This window comes from Nisaea denitrificans DSM 18348 (assembly GCF_000426505.1).
GTDB classification, from domain to species: domain Bacteria; phylum Pseudomonadota; class Alphaproteobacteria; order Thalassobaculales; family Thalassobaculaceae; genus Nisaea; species Nisaea denitrificans.
On record NZ_KE384532.1, the window covers coordinates 75,319 to 89,925 of the forward strand.

Consider the following 14,607-nt stretch of genomic DNA (forward strand, 5'->3'; position numbering starts at 1 on the left):
CTACGCTACCGGGCCGTCTGGGCTTGCCGGTTGGACAATCCTATCGAGGCGGTGCGCGGCCATAGCGGCGGCAAGAGCGATTACCGCCGATCCGAGCATCACGAGGAGAAGCGCATAACGGGCGTTCTCAGCCGTCAGGACGGCGCTGGCGACCGATGCCATGGTGGCGCCGCCAGCCACGGTGATGGCGCTCGCCAGGCCGGCGGCGCTGCCGGTGAGCTTTGGATGTACCGAGATAGCACCGGCATTCGCGCTCGGAAGGGTCAGTCCGTTGGACACACCGACCAGCATGCAGGGACCGAACAGCGCCATGATGTGATCGATCTGCATGGCATACAGCACCAGTCCGAGAAGCAGACCCGCGCAGGCGAGGGCGCGCCCGGCGAGCATCATGGTCGTTAGCGGGACCCTCCCGGCGAATCGCCCGGAGAGAAAACTTCCGAACATGAAGCCTGCCGTGATCGACCCCATGCCGAGGCCGAGTGCCGCGGGCGAGAGACCGAAAGCAGCTCCGGCGGCGAGTGGTGCGCCGGCAAGGAAGGCGAAGAAGGCGCCGACCGAGAAGGCCATGCAGAGCGCATAGGACCAGAACCGCCCGGAAGCGAGCAGCTTGGGGTAGGTGCGGAACTGTGCGCTCATGGAAACGGAGCGGGAGTGGTTCGTTTCCTTCAGGTCCATCCAGCACAGGGCAAAGATGGCAAGTCCGAAGGCTTCGAGGAACCAGAAGCTGGCGCGCCATCCGAACATCTCGTCGAGCAACCCGCCCAAACTTGGGCCGAGCATGGGTGCCACGGCCCAGGACATCGCGACATACCCGATCTTGCTCGCGGCCTCTTCCTTGCCGGTCGTATCCCGGATGACGGCGAGGGCCACGGCATAGGTCGGAGCGATAACGGCCTGGAGCAACCTGCATCCGAGGAAGGTCCAGATATCCGGCGCGAAAATGCATCCCGCCGTGGCGATCATGAAGAGTACGAGGCCGGAAAGGATGACCGGCCGGCGCCCGAACCTGTCGGACAGGGGCCCCAGGACGATCTGCAGGACGGCGGACGCGGCGGCATAGGCAGCCAGCGAGAGACCGATCACACTGTATTCCACACCGAATTCGGCGGCCATGTTCGTCAGCGACGGAAGGAAAATGTTGATGGGCAGGATGCAGAGCGCCGAGAGCAGGATCAGCGTGGACAGGCGCGGTCCGTGGTGAGGGCTTGGCATGGGGAGTATCGCCGGAGGTTTCGGAGAGGGATGGCTCAGGTCATGAAAAAGGCCCCTTAAGGGGCCTGCTTACCGCGCATGGGTGCTTTCGCCCGGCGGCTACGCCGCCTTTCCCATGCGCCTTCCCACTACGACACTTACCTGCATCATCCTCATGGCGAGAGAGATTAACAGCCAACGGCGCTAGGTCAATGTCGGCCGCAGCGCTTCCAGAAAACCATGCAGCGGCTCGCGGCCATTGTGCCTTGACCAGGCGAGCCAGAGGGCAATTTCCGGCGCCGGTGCTCCCGCAGGCATTTCTATGGGCCGGATGGTGACGCCCGAATAGCCGGTTTCAAGCCCGCTTTTTGGTATGATGGAGACGCCAAGGCCGCCGGCGACCAGCGCCATGACGGTTGGAATTTCACGGACCACTTGAACAATGTTCGGTTCGAACTCGCTGGCTGCGGTCAATGCACTGATCCGGCCATGAAGGCCGTTCGCGTTGTCTGTAGGTGTCCCGATGAAGCGCTCCTGGCGGAACGCGTCTATTGGAATCGCCGGCAGTTTGCTCAGGTGGTGATCGTCCGGCAGCGCGGCGACGAGAGGTTGCGTTGCGACGACCAGATGCTCCAGATCTTCGGGGTAGGTGACAGGCGGACGTATCAATCCCGCGTCGATGCGCCGGTCCTGGATCAATGCGAGCTGCTCGGCGGTCGTCGCTTCGCGAAGATCGATGGCAAGACCGGGCCGCTCCTTCCTGACGGTACGGAGGACCTCCGGCAGGACGCTGCAGGATGGAAGCACCCCTAGTCGGATCTCTCCTTCTTCACCCGCAGAGACCTTCCTGGCCCTGTTCACCGCAAGATCCAGTTTCTCTGCGATTTGCTCGACCTCGGTAAGGAAGGCCGTGCCCGCTTCGGTCAGGGAAACCTGCCGGTTCGTGCGCTCGAACAGTCTGATACCAAGAGAGGTTTCAAGGCTTTGAATGGCCATGCTGAGTGGAGGTTGGGTCATGTGCAGCTGTGCCGCAGCGCGGCCAAAATGCAGCTCACGTGCAACCACGGCGAACTGGTGCAGCTGGCGGAGGCTGATGTTCAGCCTAAGAAATATATCAAACATGCTTAAATCATATATTGGATGAATTGGTTTTCGAACGTCAAAAAGAGCGCGTCTCAATCGAATGGAGAACGCGATCATGAAAACCTCTTTCCCAAAGGAACTTGCGATTGTCACCGGTGCCGGAACCGGTATCGGAGCGGCGGTTGCCGCGCGGCTGGCCGGTGAGGGCGCGGTTCTGTGTATCGGCCGCACTCTGTCAAAGCTGGAAGGTCTGGCGGAGAAGATGGGGCCGTCATTGTTGCCTTATGCCCTGGATGTTACGGATCGGGCTTCGCTTGTCCGGTTGGTCGGCGATCTGCAAAGCAGCGGCTCGAAGGTGACTGCGCTGGTCAACAATGCGGGCATTGCCCGGAACGGTGCCGCAGACCTTGAGCTGAAGCAGCTTTGGGCGAACTGGGACGAGGTTCTGGCAACCAATCTGACTGGCGCTTACCAGTTGTCCATGGCTGTCGCGCCGTTCCTGAAGAGACCCGACGGACGCATCGTGAATATCGGCTCTATCGCCGCCTATACCGGGGGGCGGAGCCAGGGATCGGCGATCTACGCCGCGAGCAAGGCCGGACTGAACGGTCTCACGGTCGGTTTGGCGCGGGAATTCTCGGGCGACGGCATCACGGTAAACGCCATTGCGCCCGGTCTGGTCGCCGGGACGGAATTTACCGCCGCATGGGATCCGGCACGTATCGAGGCATTCGTGAGTGAGGTTCCGGTCGGGCGCCCGGCGCGGGCTGACGAGATCGCCGCGACCGTTGCATTTCTCTGCAGTCCGGACGCGGGATACATCACCGGGCAGGTGATCCACCAGAATGGCGGTGCCTACTTCGCGCCATGATGCCAAAAAAGCAACGCTGCACAGATTGACAGAAATCCGCCACGTGCTCATGTTGCGCCTCAAATTTCATGCAGGTTATGGGGTGTGAGGCGATGAGCGCGAGCCAACTCGAAACAGTGATCAATGCGGCCTGGGACGACCGGGACAATGTCGGTCTGGAAACCAAGGGCGAGATCCGCGAGGCGGTAGAGCAGGCATTGGCCGGTCTCGATGATGGCTCCATCCGGACAGCCCAGCCGCTTGGCGATCATAAATGGCAGGTGAACGAGTGGGCGAAGAAGGCGGTGCTGCTGTCCTTCCGGCTCAACGACATGGACATCATCCCGGGTGGCCCGGTCGATGGCAATCTCGGTCCGTCCGTCTGGTGGGACAAGGTGCCGTCGAAGTTTGCCGGTTGGGGTGCCAACCGCTTCCGCGAGGCCGGCTTCCGCGCCGTGCCGAACTGTGTCGTCCGTCGCTCCGCCTTCATCGCCAAGGGCGTTGTACTGATGCCGAGCTTCGTCAATCTCGGCGCCTATGTGGACGAGGGCACGATGGTCGATACCTGGGCCACGGTCGGCTCCTGCGCCCAGATCGGCAAGAACGTGCACCTGTCCGGCGGCGTCGGTATCGGCGGCGTGCTGGAGCCCTTGCAGGCTTCCCCGGTCATCATCGAAGACAATTGCTTCGTCGGTGCACGCTCCGAGGTTGTCGAGGGTGTGATCGTCGAGGAGGGCGCCGTGCTCTCCATGGGCGTCTTCATCTCCGCAACCACCAAGATCATCGATCGCAACACGGGCGAGATCTTCATCGGTCGCGTGCCTGCCTATTCCGTTGTGGTCCCGGGCTCTCTCCCGGGCAAGCCCCTGCCGGACGGCACGCCTGGCCCGTCCCTGTCCTGCGCCGTGATCGTCAAGCGCGTCGATGCGCAGACCCGCTCCAAGACCTCGATCAACGATCTGCTGCGGGACTGACGTGTACGTTCTCATCGATCCGGTTCGGCTGACCCAGGATCTTGTCCGCTGCGAGAGTGTGACGCCCGTCGAGGGCGGCGCACTCGCGTTGCTTGAGAAGGAGCTGACGGCGCACGGCTTTACCTGCCGTCGCCTCCGTTTCTCCGAAGCGGGCACGCTGGACGTCGAAAATCTCTATGCCCGGGTCGGCACCTCGGCACCGAACATCTGTTTCGCCGGGCACACCGATGTGGTGCCGCCGGGCGATGCGGACGACTGGGTGGCTCCTCCTTTCTCCGGTGAGATCCGTGAGGGCCGTCTGTACGGTCGTGGCAGCTCCGACATGAAATCCGGCGTTGCCTGTTTCGCGGCGGCGGCGGCCCGTTATGTCGGCAAACACGGGTTTGATTTCGGGGGCTCGATTTCCTTCCTGATCACAGGCGATGAGGAAGGCCCGGCCATCAACGGCACCGTAAAGGTGCTGGACTGGATGGCGGACGAGGGCGAGACCATCGATGCCTGCATCGTCGGCGAGCCGACCAATCCGGAATTCCTCGGCCAGATGATGAAGATCGGTCGGCGCGGCAGCTTCACCGGGTATCTGACGGTGCATGGGACGCAAGGTCATACGGCCTATCCGCATCTCGCGGACAATCCGATCCATAGGCTGGTGAAGATGCTGGAGCCGCTGACGGAAGGCGTGCTGGACGAGGGAACCGAGCATTTCCAGCCGACCACGGTCGCTATTGCGACGGTGGATACCGGCAATCCGGCAACCAACGTGATCCCTGCAAAGACCAGTGCAACCTTCAATGTCCGCTTCAACGATCTGCACACGGCGGAGAGCCTTGAGGCGAAATTCCGCGCGATGTTCGATGCGGTTGGCGGGCGCTACGATCTTCGCATTGAATGCACCTCGAACGCGTTCGTTACCGAGCCAGGCCCGCTCAGCGATGCGGTTGCGGCGGCGGTGAAGGATGTCACAGGCAAGGAGCCGGAGCTCAGCACGTCCGGCGGCACGTCCGACGCGCGCTTCATTCGCAAATTCTGTCCGGTGGTGGAGTTCGGCATTGTCGGCCAGACCATGCACAAGACGGACGAGCATGTGATGGTCTCGGATATCGAGGCGCTGACCACCATCTACGAGGCGGCGCTGGAAAAATTCTTCAACGCGGCGCGGGCCTGAGCCCGATGGCCGTACCGGGCCCTGCCGAAATCTTCCGCGCGGTCTATGGCTGCTGGTGTCTGGCGCTTGGCCGGCCTGGGGCCATTGATCTGTTCGACCGTAGCGAGACCGGTTTCTTCCGGTCTTTCTTCGCGGCTGTGCTGGTCCTGCCAGCCTTCGTGCTGTCCGACGTGGTGCATGGCACGGCGGCCTGGCTCGACGGTGGCGTGCTTGACTGGATCAGCTACGCCCTGCGTTACGCCATCTACTGGCTGGTTTTCCCTTTGGCTGCCTGCATCATCGCCGAGAAGGTCGGTGTGCTTGATCGCATTCTCGATCTTCTGGTGCCTTACAACTGGGTAACGCTGCCGTTCGGTTATCTCTTCTGCGCGCTTACCGTGATCGGCGCCGGAGAGGGCCCGGTCGCGGGTTTTGCCGGAAACCTGAGTGTGTTTGCCTGGGTTGGCCTGTTGTACCTGATGTTTCGCTGGGCCCGCACGCTGCTCGGTGTTTCGGCGCTGATGGCCTTCGGCTTTGTCCTGGCGGACGAGCTGTTCTCGTTGCTCGCTTATCTGCTGCTGGAAAGCGTCGTGGCCAGTATCTGAGCTATCAGTACCCGACCGATACCAGATAGAGCCCGTCCGGCGGTGCCGTCGGTCCGCCCGCGGCCCGGTCTTTCGCGGCCAGTGCCTTTTCCACGCTCCGCCGCGTCCATTTTCCCTCTCCGACCAGCCGCAGGGTGCCGGTGATGTTGCGGATCTGGTGGTGCAGGAAGGAGCGGGCGTGAGCATTCACATGGATCTCCTCGCCGACCCGGCTGACGGTCAGCGCATCCATGGTCTTCTCTGGTGACTGCGCCTGACAGTGCTTTGCCCGGAAGGTGGTGAAGTCGTGCTTGCCGATGAGCGCCTGCGCCGCCTCATGCATGGCAGCTGCATCCAGTTCCTGCGGGACGTGCCAGACCCGGCCGTGATCGAGTGCGGCCGGTGCCGGCCGGTTCAGGATGCGGTAAAGATAGGATCGCTTGATGGCGGAAAAGCGGGAATGAAAATCGGGTTCCGCTTCCATCGCGTGGCGGATGACGATGGGCGCCGGTTTCAGATGAAAGTTTACCGCCTTCATCACCGTCCCGGCATCGAACCGATCTGATTCCAGATCGAAATGGGCGACCTGTGCCAGGGCATGCACGCCCGCATCGGTGCGGCCCGCGCCGACCACTTCGGCATCTTCTCCGGAGAAGGCTTTGACGGCCTCTTCCAGCGCCTGCTGGATCGACGCCCCGTTGGCCTGACGCTGCCAGCCGGAAAGACCGCCGCCGTCATATTCGATTGTGATCCTGAAGCGGGGCATGGGCTCAGCCTAACTTGGTGCCGGGCGTCAGCCCGTCATAGCCGCGCAGCAGGTCGGCGGCATCCATCGGCGCCTTGCCGGGCCGCTGCAGGCGTGTGATGCGCAGGGCGTCCTTGGCGCAGGAAACGGTAAGCTCCTCATCCAGCACCGTGCCGGGATCGTTGCCCAGTGCCCCAAGTTCCAGCACGTCAGCCGCGAAGACCTTGAAGCGGGCGCCATCCAGCTCGAACCAGGCGCCGGGCCATGGCGCGAGCGCACGCACGGTGCGCTCCAGTGTGGCGGCGTCTTGCGTGAAATCGAGATGGCCGGTCTCCCGGGTGAGCTTTTCGGCGTAGGTCACGCCTTCATCCGGTTGAGGTGTTGCCTCCAGATAGCCTTCCGCCAGTCCGGCCAGGGCCGGGACGATAAGCTTGGCTCCGAGGGCCGAAAGCGCGTCATGCAGCGTCTCGCCGGTGGTCTCCGCTGTGATCTCCACGCGTTCCGCCAGCAGCATGGCGCCGGTATCGAGGCCTTCGTCCATCTTCATGATAGTGACGCCGGTTTCCGTGTCGCCGGCGAGGATCGCCCGCTGGATCGGCGCGGCACCACGCCAGCGCGGCAGCAGGGAGGCATGGACGTTCACGCAGCCGAGGCGCGGCGCGTCGAGGATTTCCTTCGGCAGGATCAGGCCATAGGCGACCACCACGGCGGCGTCGAGCTTCAGATCCCGGAAAGCCCGATGCGTATCCTCATGTTTGAGGGAGAGCGGCGTGAAGACGGGGATGGCGTGCGCTTCCGCCGCCTCATGCACAGGAGATTTCCGCTCTTTCTTGCCGCGACCGGCGGGGCGGGGCGGCTGGCTGTAGACGGCGGCGATCTCGTGTCCGGCGGCAATCAGCGCTTCCAGAACGGGCACAGAGAAGTCGGGCGTGCCCATGAAGGCAAGCCGGAGGTTTGTACCGGCGGCGGGAAGCGGGGCGGACCCGGTCATGATCTATCCGTTCTGAGGCAGGTGAGGTCGGCTTCAGGCCGCCTCGTCTTCTTCGCGCTGTTTCTTCGCCTTGATCATCTTTTTCAGGATCATGTTCCGCTTCAGGGCGGAGATATGATCGACGAACAGCACGCCGTTCAGATGGTCGATTTCATGCTGCAGACAGGTTGCCAGAAGGCCGTCGGCATCCATCCGTTTCTCCGCGCCGGTCTCGTCGAGAAACTGGACCGTAACCTGGGCCGGGCGCGTGACCTCGCCATAATGACCGGGTAGGGAAAGGCAGCCTTCCTCGTAGGTGTTCAGCTCCTCGGAGGACCAGACTATCTCCGGGTTGATCACTTTTAGCGGCTGATTCTTCTCGTCGTCGCGCGAGATATCCACCACGAGCAGCCGTTTGGTCAGGCCGATCTGCGGCGCCGCCAGCCCGATACCGGGCGCGGCATACATGGTCTCCAGCATGTCGTCGAGGATCTGACGGATATCGCCGTCGATCTCCGCCACGGGAGTACAGTTGGTTTTCAGGACCCGGTCGGGTGCCCAGACGATGTCGCGCGTGCTCATAAACATGTGTCGAATTTGTTGCCAGCAGCCCTTCAGGTAGGGGATCGGTCTGCACAGGTCAAGCGTTGCGGCGCCAGTTCGAACCCCCGTTTCCTTAGGCCGGACGTGGTAGAATGGTGATTCGCCGAGACGGCTTTGATGACCGGTTGAACCGAAGGTGCCGAAATGGATGGACTGACGCTAATTCTCGCGGTCGTTGCTGCAGGTGCGGTTTTGCTGGCCGCGATCGTGTTGCTGAAGGGGCGCGGCACGGACCCGCTGCTCGCGGCGGCGCTGGAGGAGGCTGCCCGCAGGCAGGCGGAACAGGCGGAACGTGCCGCGACCGCTCAGGCTGAGCTGGCTGGCCGGGTAACACAGCTTTCCGAGAATCACGCGGCGGCCCAGGCCCGGATCGCCGAGCTGATGCAGGTGCAGGAACGCGAGGTGACCAAGCGTCTCGACGAGCGTCTGGCCGATGTTTCCAAGAAGGTTGGCGAGAGCCTGGAGAAATCCAGCACCAAGGCGCAGACCAGCCTGTCCGAGCTGCAGCAGCGTCTGGCTGTCATTGATACGGCGCAGAAGAACATCACAGAGCTGTCGACCCAGGTGGTCGGCCTGCAGGACATTCTCTCCAACAAGCAGGCGCGCGGGGCTTTCGGGGAAATCCAGCTCAACGATCTGGTCAAATCGATCCTGCCGCCGAACGCCTACCGGTTTCAGGTGCAGATCGGCGATAACCGCCGCGTCGATTGCCTGATTGACCTGCCGAACCCGCCAGGCTCCATCGCCATCGACGCCAAGTTCCCGCTGGAGAGCTATCACGCGCTGTCCAACGCTACGAACGACGCCGAGCGGGAGGCTGCACGCAAGCAGATGGCCGTGGCGATCCTGAAGCACGTAAAAGATATCTCGTCGCGCTACATCGTGCCGGGAGAGACGGCGGAATCTGCGCTGATGTTCCTGCCGTCGGAAGCGATCTATGCCGAGCTGCACGCCAACCTGCCCCAGGTGGTCGAGCAATCCTGGAAGGAACGGGTCTGGATCGTCTCGCCGACCACGCTGATGGCGACGTTGAATACGGTCCGGGCCGTCCTGAAGGACGCGCGTATGCGTGAGCAGGCACATGTCATCCAGGCCGAGGTCAGGATTATGCTGAACGATGTCGGGCGGCTGGACGACCGGGTGGGCAAGCTGGAAACCCACTTCCATCAGGCCGAGAAGGATATCCGTGATATCCGGATCTCGACCGGCAAGGTGATCAAGCGCAGCGAACGGATCGAGGAGATCGAGCTCGGCACTCTGGAGAGTTCAGGCGATGCTGCGGAAGATCTTCTGGGCAAGGTCGACGCCCTGCCGCTCGAGAGGGAATGATGCAGCCGGGTGTTCTGAAAAACCGGACCGTTGAGCTTCCGGTTCTGACGGAACGGCTGTGCATAAGGGCCCACCGGGAGGATGACCTCGAGAACCTTTTCCGGCTGCGTTCCAATCCGGATGTGGTGGAGCTGCTCTATGGTGATCCGCTGACTGAGGAAGAGGCACCTGGGCTCCTGGCCAAATACATGTCCGTCTCCCGTTTTGACGAGGATGGAGACCAGCTCACGCTGGCTGTCGAGCGGCGGTCGGATGGTGCCTATCTCGGAAACCTGAAGCTGCAGATCATCAGCATCGAGCATTTGCAGGGCGAGATCGGCTATGTCTTCGATCCCCGCTATCACGGCAAGGGTTATGCGCGGGAGGCCGCGATTGCAGCGCTGGATCTAGGCTTCCGGCATTTCGGAATGCACCGGATCAGGGCGCATTGCGATGCCCGTAATACGGCATCCTGGCGGCTGATGCAGAAGCTCGGGATGAAGCGGGAAGCCCATTTTCGCGAGAGCGAGTTCTTCAAGGGTGTCTGGGCGGAAGATTTCATCTACGCCATTCTGGCTCGGGAATGGACCGGTACTCCGGAGGCTGAATAGCCAGGAAGCTCAGGCGGGCGTCTTAAACCGTTCTTCCGGAATGACCGCAATGACTGTCAGCTCCACCAGCAGGCCAGGATCTACCAGGCCTGCGACCTTGACGCCGGTTGCGGCGGGGCCGTGCACTTTCGAGAAACGGCGCATACGGACATTCTGGATCGCCGGAAGATCTTCATCCCGAACGTAATAAAGCGTGGTCGAGACAATGTCCGAAAGCTGGCCGCCGAGAGCCGCCAGCACGGTTTCGATATTATCGATCGCAACGCCCGTCTGAGTTTCTGGATCGTCCGGCCCGACAATCTCGCCATCCGCATTCCATGCCACCTGTCCGGTCAGATGCACCCTTCTCCCGAGGGGCTCCACCACCGCCTGAGAGAAGGGGAAATCTTCATCGGACCATACGTTCGGAGGTGAAATGCGGATGGCGCCTGTCATCGTGATCAGTTATCCGATCTGACTTTTTCGAGGAATGTTTTGACCTCGCGGTCGAGGGACTGTGCCTGTCCGGCGACGCCTTTGGCGGCGCTGAGGACCTGATCGGCGGCGGTGCCTGCCTCTCCGGCGACCGTCATCATGCCGTTCATCGTGGCGCTGACCTGGCCGGTGCTCTGGGCTGCCTCGGAGGTGCTGCGGGCGATCTCGTCCGTGGACGCACCCTGTTCCTCCACCGCGCTGGACACCGCAACCATCTTCTCGGTCATGTCCCCGATCAGATTGCCGATCTCCCGGATCGCGTCCACCGCCTGGTTGGTGTTCATCTGCACCGCGTTGATCTGCGCCGAGATCTCCTCCGTCGCCTTCGCCGTCTGCGTCGCCAGGTTCTTCACCTCGGAGGCGACAACGGCAAAGCCCTTGCCCGCATCGCCGGCCCGTGCGGCCTCGATGGTGGCATTGAGGGCCAGCAGGTTGGTCTGCTCCGCGATGTCGGTGATCAGCTTCACCACCTCGCCGATCTTCTGTGACTCCTCATCAAGGCTGGTGACGATCCTGTCGGTGTCCTGCGCCTTGTCGGCGGCCATCTGGGCCACCCGTGAGGTCTCGGAGATGTTGGTGCTGATCTCCTGCACCGAGGCGGACAGTTCCTCCGCCGCGGCGGCCACGGTGTTGACGTTGTTCGAGGTGGTCTCGGCAATCGTCAGCACGCCGGAGGATTCCATCTTCACCTGCTCGGAGGAGTTCACCATGCCTTCCGAGCTCTTCTCCATCTCCTGGGCCGACAGGCCGACCTGATCGACGATGGCCTTCACCGACTGCTCGAACCTATCAGCCAGGTTCAGCATGGCCTGACGCCGCTCCTCGGCGGAGCGGGCCTCTGTGCGCTGCTGCTCTTCGCGCAGCCGCTCGACCTCGCGGCCATTGTCGCGGAAGATCTCCACCGTCCGGGCCATCGTGGTGATCTCGTCACCGCCGGACGTATCCACATCCGTGTCCAGATTGCCGTCCGCGATCACGCCCATCGTGCCCGCAAGGCCGGAGATCCGCCGCACCACCTGACGTGACACCAGGAGCCAGCCAATCAGAAGGCCGGCGACAGCACTGATGCCGACCATTGCGAACAGCAGGTTCTGACTATCGTCGATTGTCGAAAGTGCCCTGGTTTCGCTCGACGCTGCCGCAGTTTCTGCGTCGGCAACCAACGAGGCGAATTCAACCTGAATGTTTTCCGATGCTGTCCGGTTCTCATCCAGCGCGGTCAGAGCAGCGGCTTCGATCTCAAGCTGTGCCTGGCGCAGCGCGAAGACGCTTTCCTCGCCAGCTCCATATGAGACGATCTGAGCTGCGAGCTGTGGAATCGTTTCATTATCGACGCGCTCCTTGAAAACAGCGATTGCCGACTCGACTGCGCCCTTGGCGGCATTGTATCGGCCGGACAGGACATTGAGTGCCGAGATATCCGGAGCGGTGGCGCCGGAGTTCAAGAGACCGGCCAGGAGATTGGCTTCCGCGGCGAGCTGCAGCATCGACTGCAGCTTTGCCACGTCGCCGTTGACCAGACCCGTTATCGTCTTGCGAATGTTCGCATTCAGGTTGTCTCCGCCGACCGCCAGATTGAATGTCGCATCGTCGATGACGGGCTCGACCTTGGTCTTGAACAGGTCTTCCAGTTCCGCGAGCTTGGCGTCGAGAGCTTCCCTCTTGGACTTTAGATCGAGCGTCTGCTGGAACGTAAGAGACTGATTGTAGTCCAGTTCCTTGAACCGGATCGCAAACGCCGAATCTTCGCCTTCGCCGAGCTTAATAAGGCTTTCCGTAAAGTCCTTCAGGCCCTGTGCCGCTTCGGTCTCCGGAAGCTGTGTTTCATATTCCCGGACAGTTTTGCGAATGGTTAGGAACGCCTCTTCGAGAGGGGTGATCGCTTCAAGTTCCGTGTTTGCCGCTGTGCGGATCATCAGGGCAAGAAGTTCCCTGAGGCTCGCACCGACACGGAGTCCCCCCTGGAGGTAGTTAACCTCTCCTTCGAGGAGGGACTTGATCAGCTTTGAGGAACTGTCGACGGTATCTTCGCTGGTGATAACGAGATTGAAGTTCGCATCGTCCACCAGCGGAGACAGATCTTTCAGAAAGTCCTGATGAGCCGACAGCATCTGAGTAACCTTCTGGGTGATGCGGTCTTCAATGGCTTCTTTCTCGCGCATCTTATCGCCGAGGGCGACGATGCCGCCGTGGAAGGAGGCGATCATGTCGAGCTTCTGCGTCTTCTTTGTCTCGTCAAGCGCTCCGAGATTGCGGACTTCGTCTTCAAGTTTCTTGATGAGGATTTCGATTTCGGATTCCGTCGCGGCCCGTTCCTCGTCACTTTGCGCGGTCACGATCTCGGGGGCTTTCGCAGAGATTCCGGCGCTTTCCGCTGACATATGGAGCGAGGTTTTGATGGCCGGAATAGCCTCTCCGGCAAAGCTCTCCATGGCACGCTTCAGTTCCCCGAAGGCCCAGATAGAAACCAATGCGGCGACGACAGTGATGACGAACATGCTGCCGATAGAGAGATAGAGTTTTCCGCCGACGCCCAGGCCTAAACGTTTCTTGGGCCGTGGAGCCGTCTCCTCGTTGTCGGTGTAGTCCTTAGTCTGTTCCATGCTCGCCATGCTCATCTCTTCCGGTCCGTTTCTTCCCCGTCCCGAAAGCCGGCAGCACACAGTGCCGCCGGCCACCAGGTGTTTATTATTTTGTTAGTTTTTCTACGGACTTGAAGCTGCCGTCGGCCTGAATCACGCTCAGGAAGACGTCGCCCATGCCCTGATTGTCGCCGGCGCCATATTCAAGCGTCGCGCCGCCGAGATCGAATTTTCCGGTACTGTAGACAGCGTCCAGGAAGTTCTCCCGGGTCAGGTCCTTGCCGGCTTTCTCAAGCGCCATGATCGTCAGGCGTCCGACCATGTAGCCTTCGAGCGAGACAAATCCCGGCTCAAGGGCGCTGTCATAGGCCTTCAGGTCGTCGGTGTAGTTCGCGACGAGCGGAATGCTCTTGTCCCACGGAAACGGAACGACCTGGCTGATCACCACGCCAGTGCCCTGATCGCCAAGCTCGCTGGCGAGCGCATTCGAACCCACGAAAGAAATGGTGACGAATACCGGGTCCAGTTTCAGCTTCTTGGAAAGCTTGATGAACTCGGCCAGCGGCTTGTAGGCGCCGACCATGACGACAGCTTCCGGTTCCGCTTTACGGATCGAGAGGAGTGCCGTTTTGACCGCCGTCGTGTTGCGCTGATAGTTGCCTTCGGCGACCAGCTTCATGCCGCGTTTCTCAAGCGCCTTGTTCACCCCGGAAAGACCGACGCGACCGAAACCGTCATCCTGATACAGGATGGCAATCTTGGTAATGCCGAGATCTTCCGTCAGATGCTTGATCCAGGTTTCGGTTTCCTGATCGTAGGTTGCCCGGACGTTGATGACGTTCGAGTTCGCCGGATCGCGCAGGAAGCCTGCGCCGGTGAAGGGACCAACGAACGGAACCTTGGCGGCCGTCGCGATCGGTTGTGTCGCTTTGGAGGTCGGTGTGCCGACAGCGCCAATGATTGAAAATACTTTGTCCTGATCGATAAGCTTCTTTGTGTTCTCGATCGCGCGGTCCGGCTCGTAACCGTCGTCATACTTGACGATCTCGAGCATCCGGCCGTTGACGCCGCCGGCCTTGTTGGCAGCGGTGAATGCAGCCATCAGTCCCTGATTCATACCGGTCCCGAGGGCGCCCGCAGGGCCTTCGAAGGCTGCGGACTGGCCGAAGACAATCTTGTCACCGGAGACGCCCGGCGTTTCGGCATGTGCAGGGGCAACCAAAAAACCAGCGATCAGAAGCGCGGTTACGGCGCTATTCTTGAGTAATTGCATGGGTAGTGTCCTCTCCTATAACTTCCCATGCGCAAGATGCGCGTATGAAAATTAATAATTGCCTAATCAGGATCAATAGTTGTCGAAAAAGAACAAGAGAAAAGTGGAATTATATTTGCCATAAAATTAATGTGCCATAAAATTGATGAATACGATATGGTGATGTTAAAAGATCGTAAGAAGATTTTTGGGTTAACAGTTCACCTGTGTTT

The 14,607-nt window shown here is 61.1% G+C and carries 14 protein-coding genes; 6 read left to right on the forward strand and 8 right to left on the reverse strand.

Going from position 1 to position 14,607, the window contains the following annotated elements; all coding sequences use genetic code 11:
• Together K328_RS25140 and K328_RS0120150 are read right to left on the reverse strand one after the other, a co-directional pair.
• The gene (locus tag K328_RS25140) at positions 1-1,215 is read right to left on the reverse strand and encodes a multidrug effflux MFS transporter (RefSeq protein WP_051285268.1); all 1,215 of its coding nucleotides are present in this window, start codon (positions 1,213-1,215) and stop codon (positions 1-3) included.
• 183 nt (positions 1,216-1,398) lie between these two features.
• On the reverse strand, positions 1,399-2,316 hold the full coding sequence (locus K328_RS0120150; RefSeq protein ID WP_051285270.1) for a LysR substrate-binding domain-containing protein: 918 nt from the start codon (positions 2,314-2,316) through the stop codon (positions 1,399-1,401).
• A gap of 76 nt (positions 2,317-2,392) precedes the next feature.
• On the opposite strand from K328_RS0120150, the gene K328_RS0120155 reads away from it, so the two are divergent.
• The 4 genes from K328_RS0120155 to K328_RS0120170 all read left to right on the forward strand — a co-directional run bounded on the left by K328_RS0120155 (position 2,393) and on the right by K328_RS0120170 (position 5,850).
• Entirely contained in the window at positions 2,393-3,148 is a 756-nt protein-coding gene (locus tag K328_RS0120155) for an SDR family NAD(P)-dependent oxidoreductase (RefSeq protein WP_028467508.1), read from the forward strand.
• A gap of 92 nt (positions 3,149-3,240) precedes the next feature.
• Positions 3,241-4,101, forward strand: a complete 861-nt coding sequence (gene dapD, locus K328_RS0120160) for a 2,3,4,5-tetrahydropyridine-2,6-dicarboxylate N-succinyltransferase (protein WP_028467509.1) — start codon at positions 3,241-3,243, stop codon at positions 4,099-4,101.
• 1 nt (position 4,102) lies between these two features.
• Positions 4,103-5,266: a succinyl-diaminopimelate desuccinylase gene (gene dapE, locus K328_RS0120165; RefSeq protein WP_036555257.1), complete on the forward strand. Its 1,164-nt coding sequence runs from the start codon at positions 4,103-4,105 to the stop codon at positions 5,264-5,266.
• Between the two features lie 5 nt (positions 5,267-5,271).
• Positions 5,272-5,850 carry a hypothetical protein gene (locus K328_RS0120170; RefSeq protein ID WP_028467511.1) on the forward strand — a complete coding sequence of 193 codons (579 nt, stop codon included), beginning with the start codon at positions 5,272-5,274 and terminating at the stop codon, positions 5,848-5,850.
• A 4-nt stretch (positions 5,851-5,854) separates the two neighbouring features.
• Here the strand turns inward: K328_RS0120170 and truA are convergent, their stop codons facing one another.
• Genes truA through def form a run of 3 tightly spaced genes read right to left on the reverse strand, consistent with a single transcriptional unit; the run spans position 5,855 to position 8,126 of the window.
• On the reverse strand, positions 5,855-6,595 hold the full coding sequence (truA, locus tag K328_RS0120175) for a tRNA pseudouridine(38-40) synthase TruA (RefSeq protein ID WP_028467512.1): 741 nt from the start codon (positions 6,593-6,595) through the stop codon (positions 5,855-5,857).
• Positions 6,596-6,599: 4 nt separating this feature from the next.
• Positions 6,600-7,565 (reverse strand): methionyl-tRNA formyltransferase, encoded by a 966-nt coding sequence (gene fmt, locus K328_RS0120180; protein ID WP_051285272.1) that lies wholly within the window; start codon positions 7,563-7,565, stop codon positions 6,600-6,602.
• Between the two features lie 33 nt (positions 7,566-7,598).
• The gene (gene def / locus K328_RS0120185; RefSeq protein ID WP_028467514.1) at positions 7,599-8,126 is read right to left on the reverse strand and encodes a peptide deformylase; all 528 of its coding nucleotides are present in this window, start codon (positions 8,124-8,126) and stop codon (positions 7,599-7,601) included.
• Between the two features lie 165 nt (positions 8,127-8,291).
• Here def and K328_RS25145 point away from each other — a divergent pair, with 165 nt between their 5' ends.
• Both K328_RS25145 and K328_RS0120195 read left to right on the forward strand, forming a co-directional pair.
• Complete coding sequence (locus K328_RS25145) at positions 8,292-9,476, forward strand: DNA recombination protein RmuC (RefSeq protein ID WP_051285275.1); 1,185 nt, start codon at positions 8,292-8,294, stop codon at positions 9,474-9,476.
• On the forward strand, positions 9,473-10,066 hold the full coding sequence (locus K328_RS0120195; RefSeq protein WP_028467515.1) for a GNAT family N-acetyltransferase: 594 nt from the start codon (positions 9,473-9,475) through the stop codon (positions 10,064-10,066). Before K328_RS25145 ends, K328_RS0120195 begins: the two co-directional genes overlap by 4 nt.
• A gap of 9 nt (positions 10,067-10,075) precedes the next feature.
• Here K328_RS0120195 and K328_RS0120200 read toward each other — a convergent pair whose 3' ends face one another.
• The 3 genes from K328_RS0120200 to K328_RS0120210 form a co-directional block, all read right to left on the reverse strand.
• Positions 10,076-10,501 (reverse strand): RidA family protein, encoded by a 426-nt coding sequence (locus K328_RS0120200; protein WP_036555261.1) that lies wholly within the window; start codon positions 10,499-10,501, stop codon positions 10,076-10,078.
• A 5-nt stretch (positions 10,502-10,506) separates the two neighbouring features.
• The gene (locus tag K328_RS26125; protein WP_169721248.1) at positions 10,507-13,143 is read right to left on the reverse strand and encodes a methyl-accepting chemotaxis protein; all 2,637 of its coding nucleotides are present in this window, start codon (positions 13,141-13,143) and stop codon (positions 10,507-10,509) included.
• Between the two features lie 85 nt (positions 13,144-13,228).
• Positions 13,229-14,395 carry an ABC transporter substrate-binding protein gene (locus K328_RS0120210; protein ID WP_028467517.1) on the reverse strand — a complete coding sequence of 389 codons (1,167 nt, stop codon included), beginning with the start codon at positions 14,393-14,395 and terminating at the stop codon, positions 13,229-13,231.
• Positions 14,396-14,607: the final 212 nt, after the last annotated feature.

Coding starts and splice junctions, on each gene's coding strand:
- K328_RS25140 (WP_051285268.1), bottom strand. CDS start 1,215: ATGCCAAGCCCTCACCACGGACCGCGCCTGTCCACGCTGATCCTGCTC.
- K328_RS0120150 (WP_051285270.1), bottom strand. CDS start 2,316: ATGTTTGATATATTTCTTAGGCTGAACATCAGCCTCCGCCAGCTGCAC.
- K328_RS0120155 (WP_028467508.1), top strand. CDS start 2,393: ATGAAAACCTCTTTCCCAAAGGAACTTGCGATTGTCACCGGTGCCGGA.
- dapD (WP_028467509.1), top strand. CDS start 3,241: ATGAGCGCGAGCCAACTCGAAACAGTGATCAATGCGGCCTGGGACGAC.
- K328_RS0120170 (WP_028467511.1), top strand. CDS start 5,272: ATGGCCGTACCGGGCCCTGCCGAAATCTTCCGCGCGGTCTATGGCTGC.
- truA (WP_028467512.1), bottom strand. CDS start 6,595: ATGCCCCGCTTCAGGATCACAATCGAATATGACGGCGGCGGTCTTTCC.
- fmt (WP_051285272.1), bottom strand. CDS start 7,565: ATGACCGGGTCCGCCCCGCTTCCCGCCGCCGGTACAAACCTCCGGCTT.
- def (WP_028467514.1), bottom strand. CDS start 8,126: ATGAGCACGCGCGACATCGTCTGGGCACCCGACCGGGTCCTGAAAACC.
- K328_RS25145 (WP_051285275.1), top strand. CDS start 8,292: ATGGATGGACTGACGCTAATTCTCGCGGTCGTTGCTGCAGGTGCGGTT.
- K328_RS0120195 (WP_028467515.1), top strand. CDS start 9,473: ATGATGCAGCCGGGTGTTCTGAAAAACCGGACCGTTGAGCTTCCGGTT.
- K328_RS0120200 (WP_036555261.1), bottom strand. CDS start 10,501: ATGACAGGCGCCATCCGCATTTCACCTCCGAACGTATGGTCCGATGAA.
- K328_RS26125 (WP_169721248.1), bottom strand. CDS start 13,143: ATGGAACAGACTAAGGACTACACCGACAACGAGGAGACGGCTCCACGG.
- K328_RS0120210 (WP_028467517.1), bottom strand. CDS start 14,395: ATGCAATTACTCAAGAATAGCGCCGTAACCGCGCTTCTGATCGCTGGT.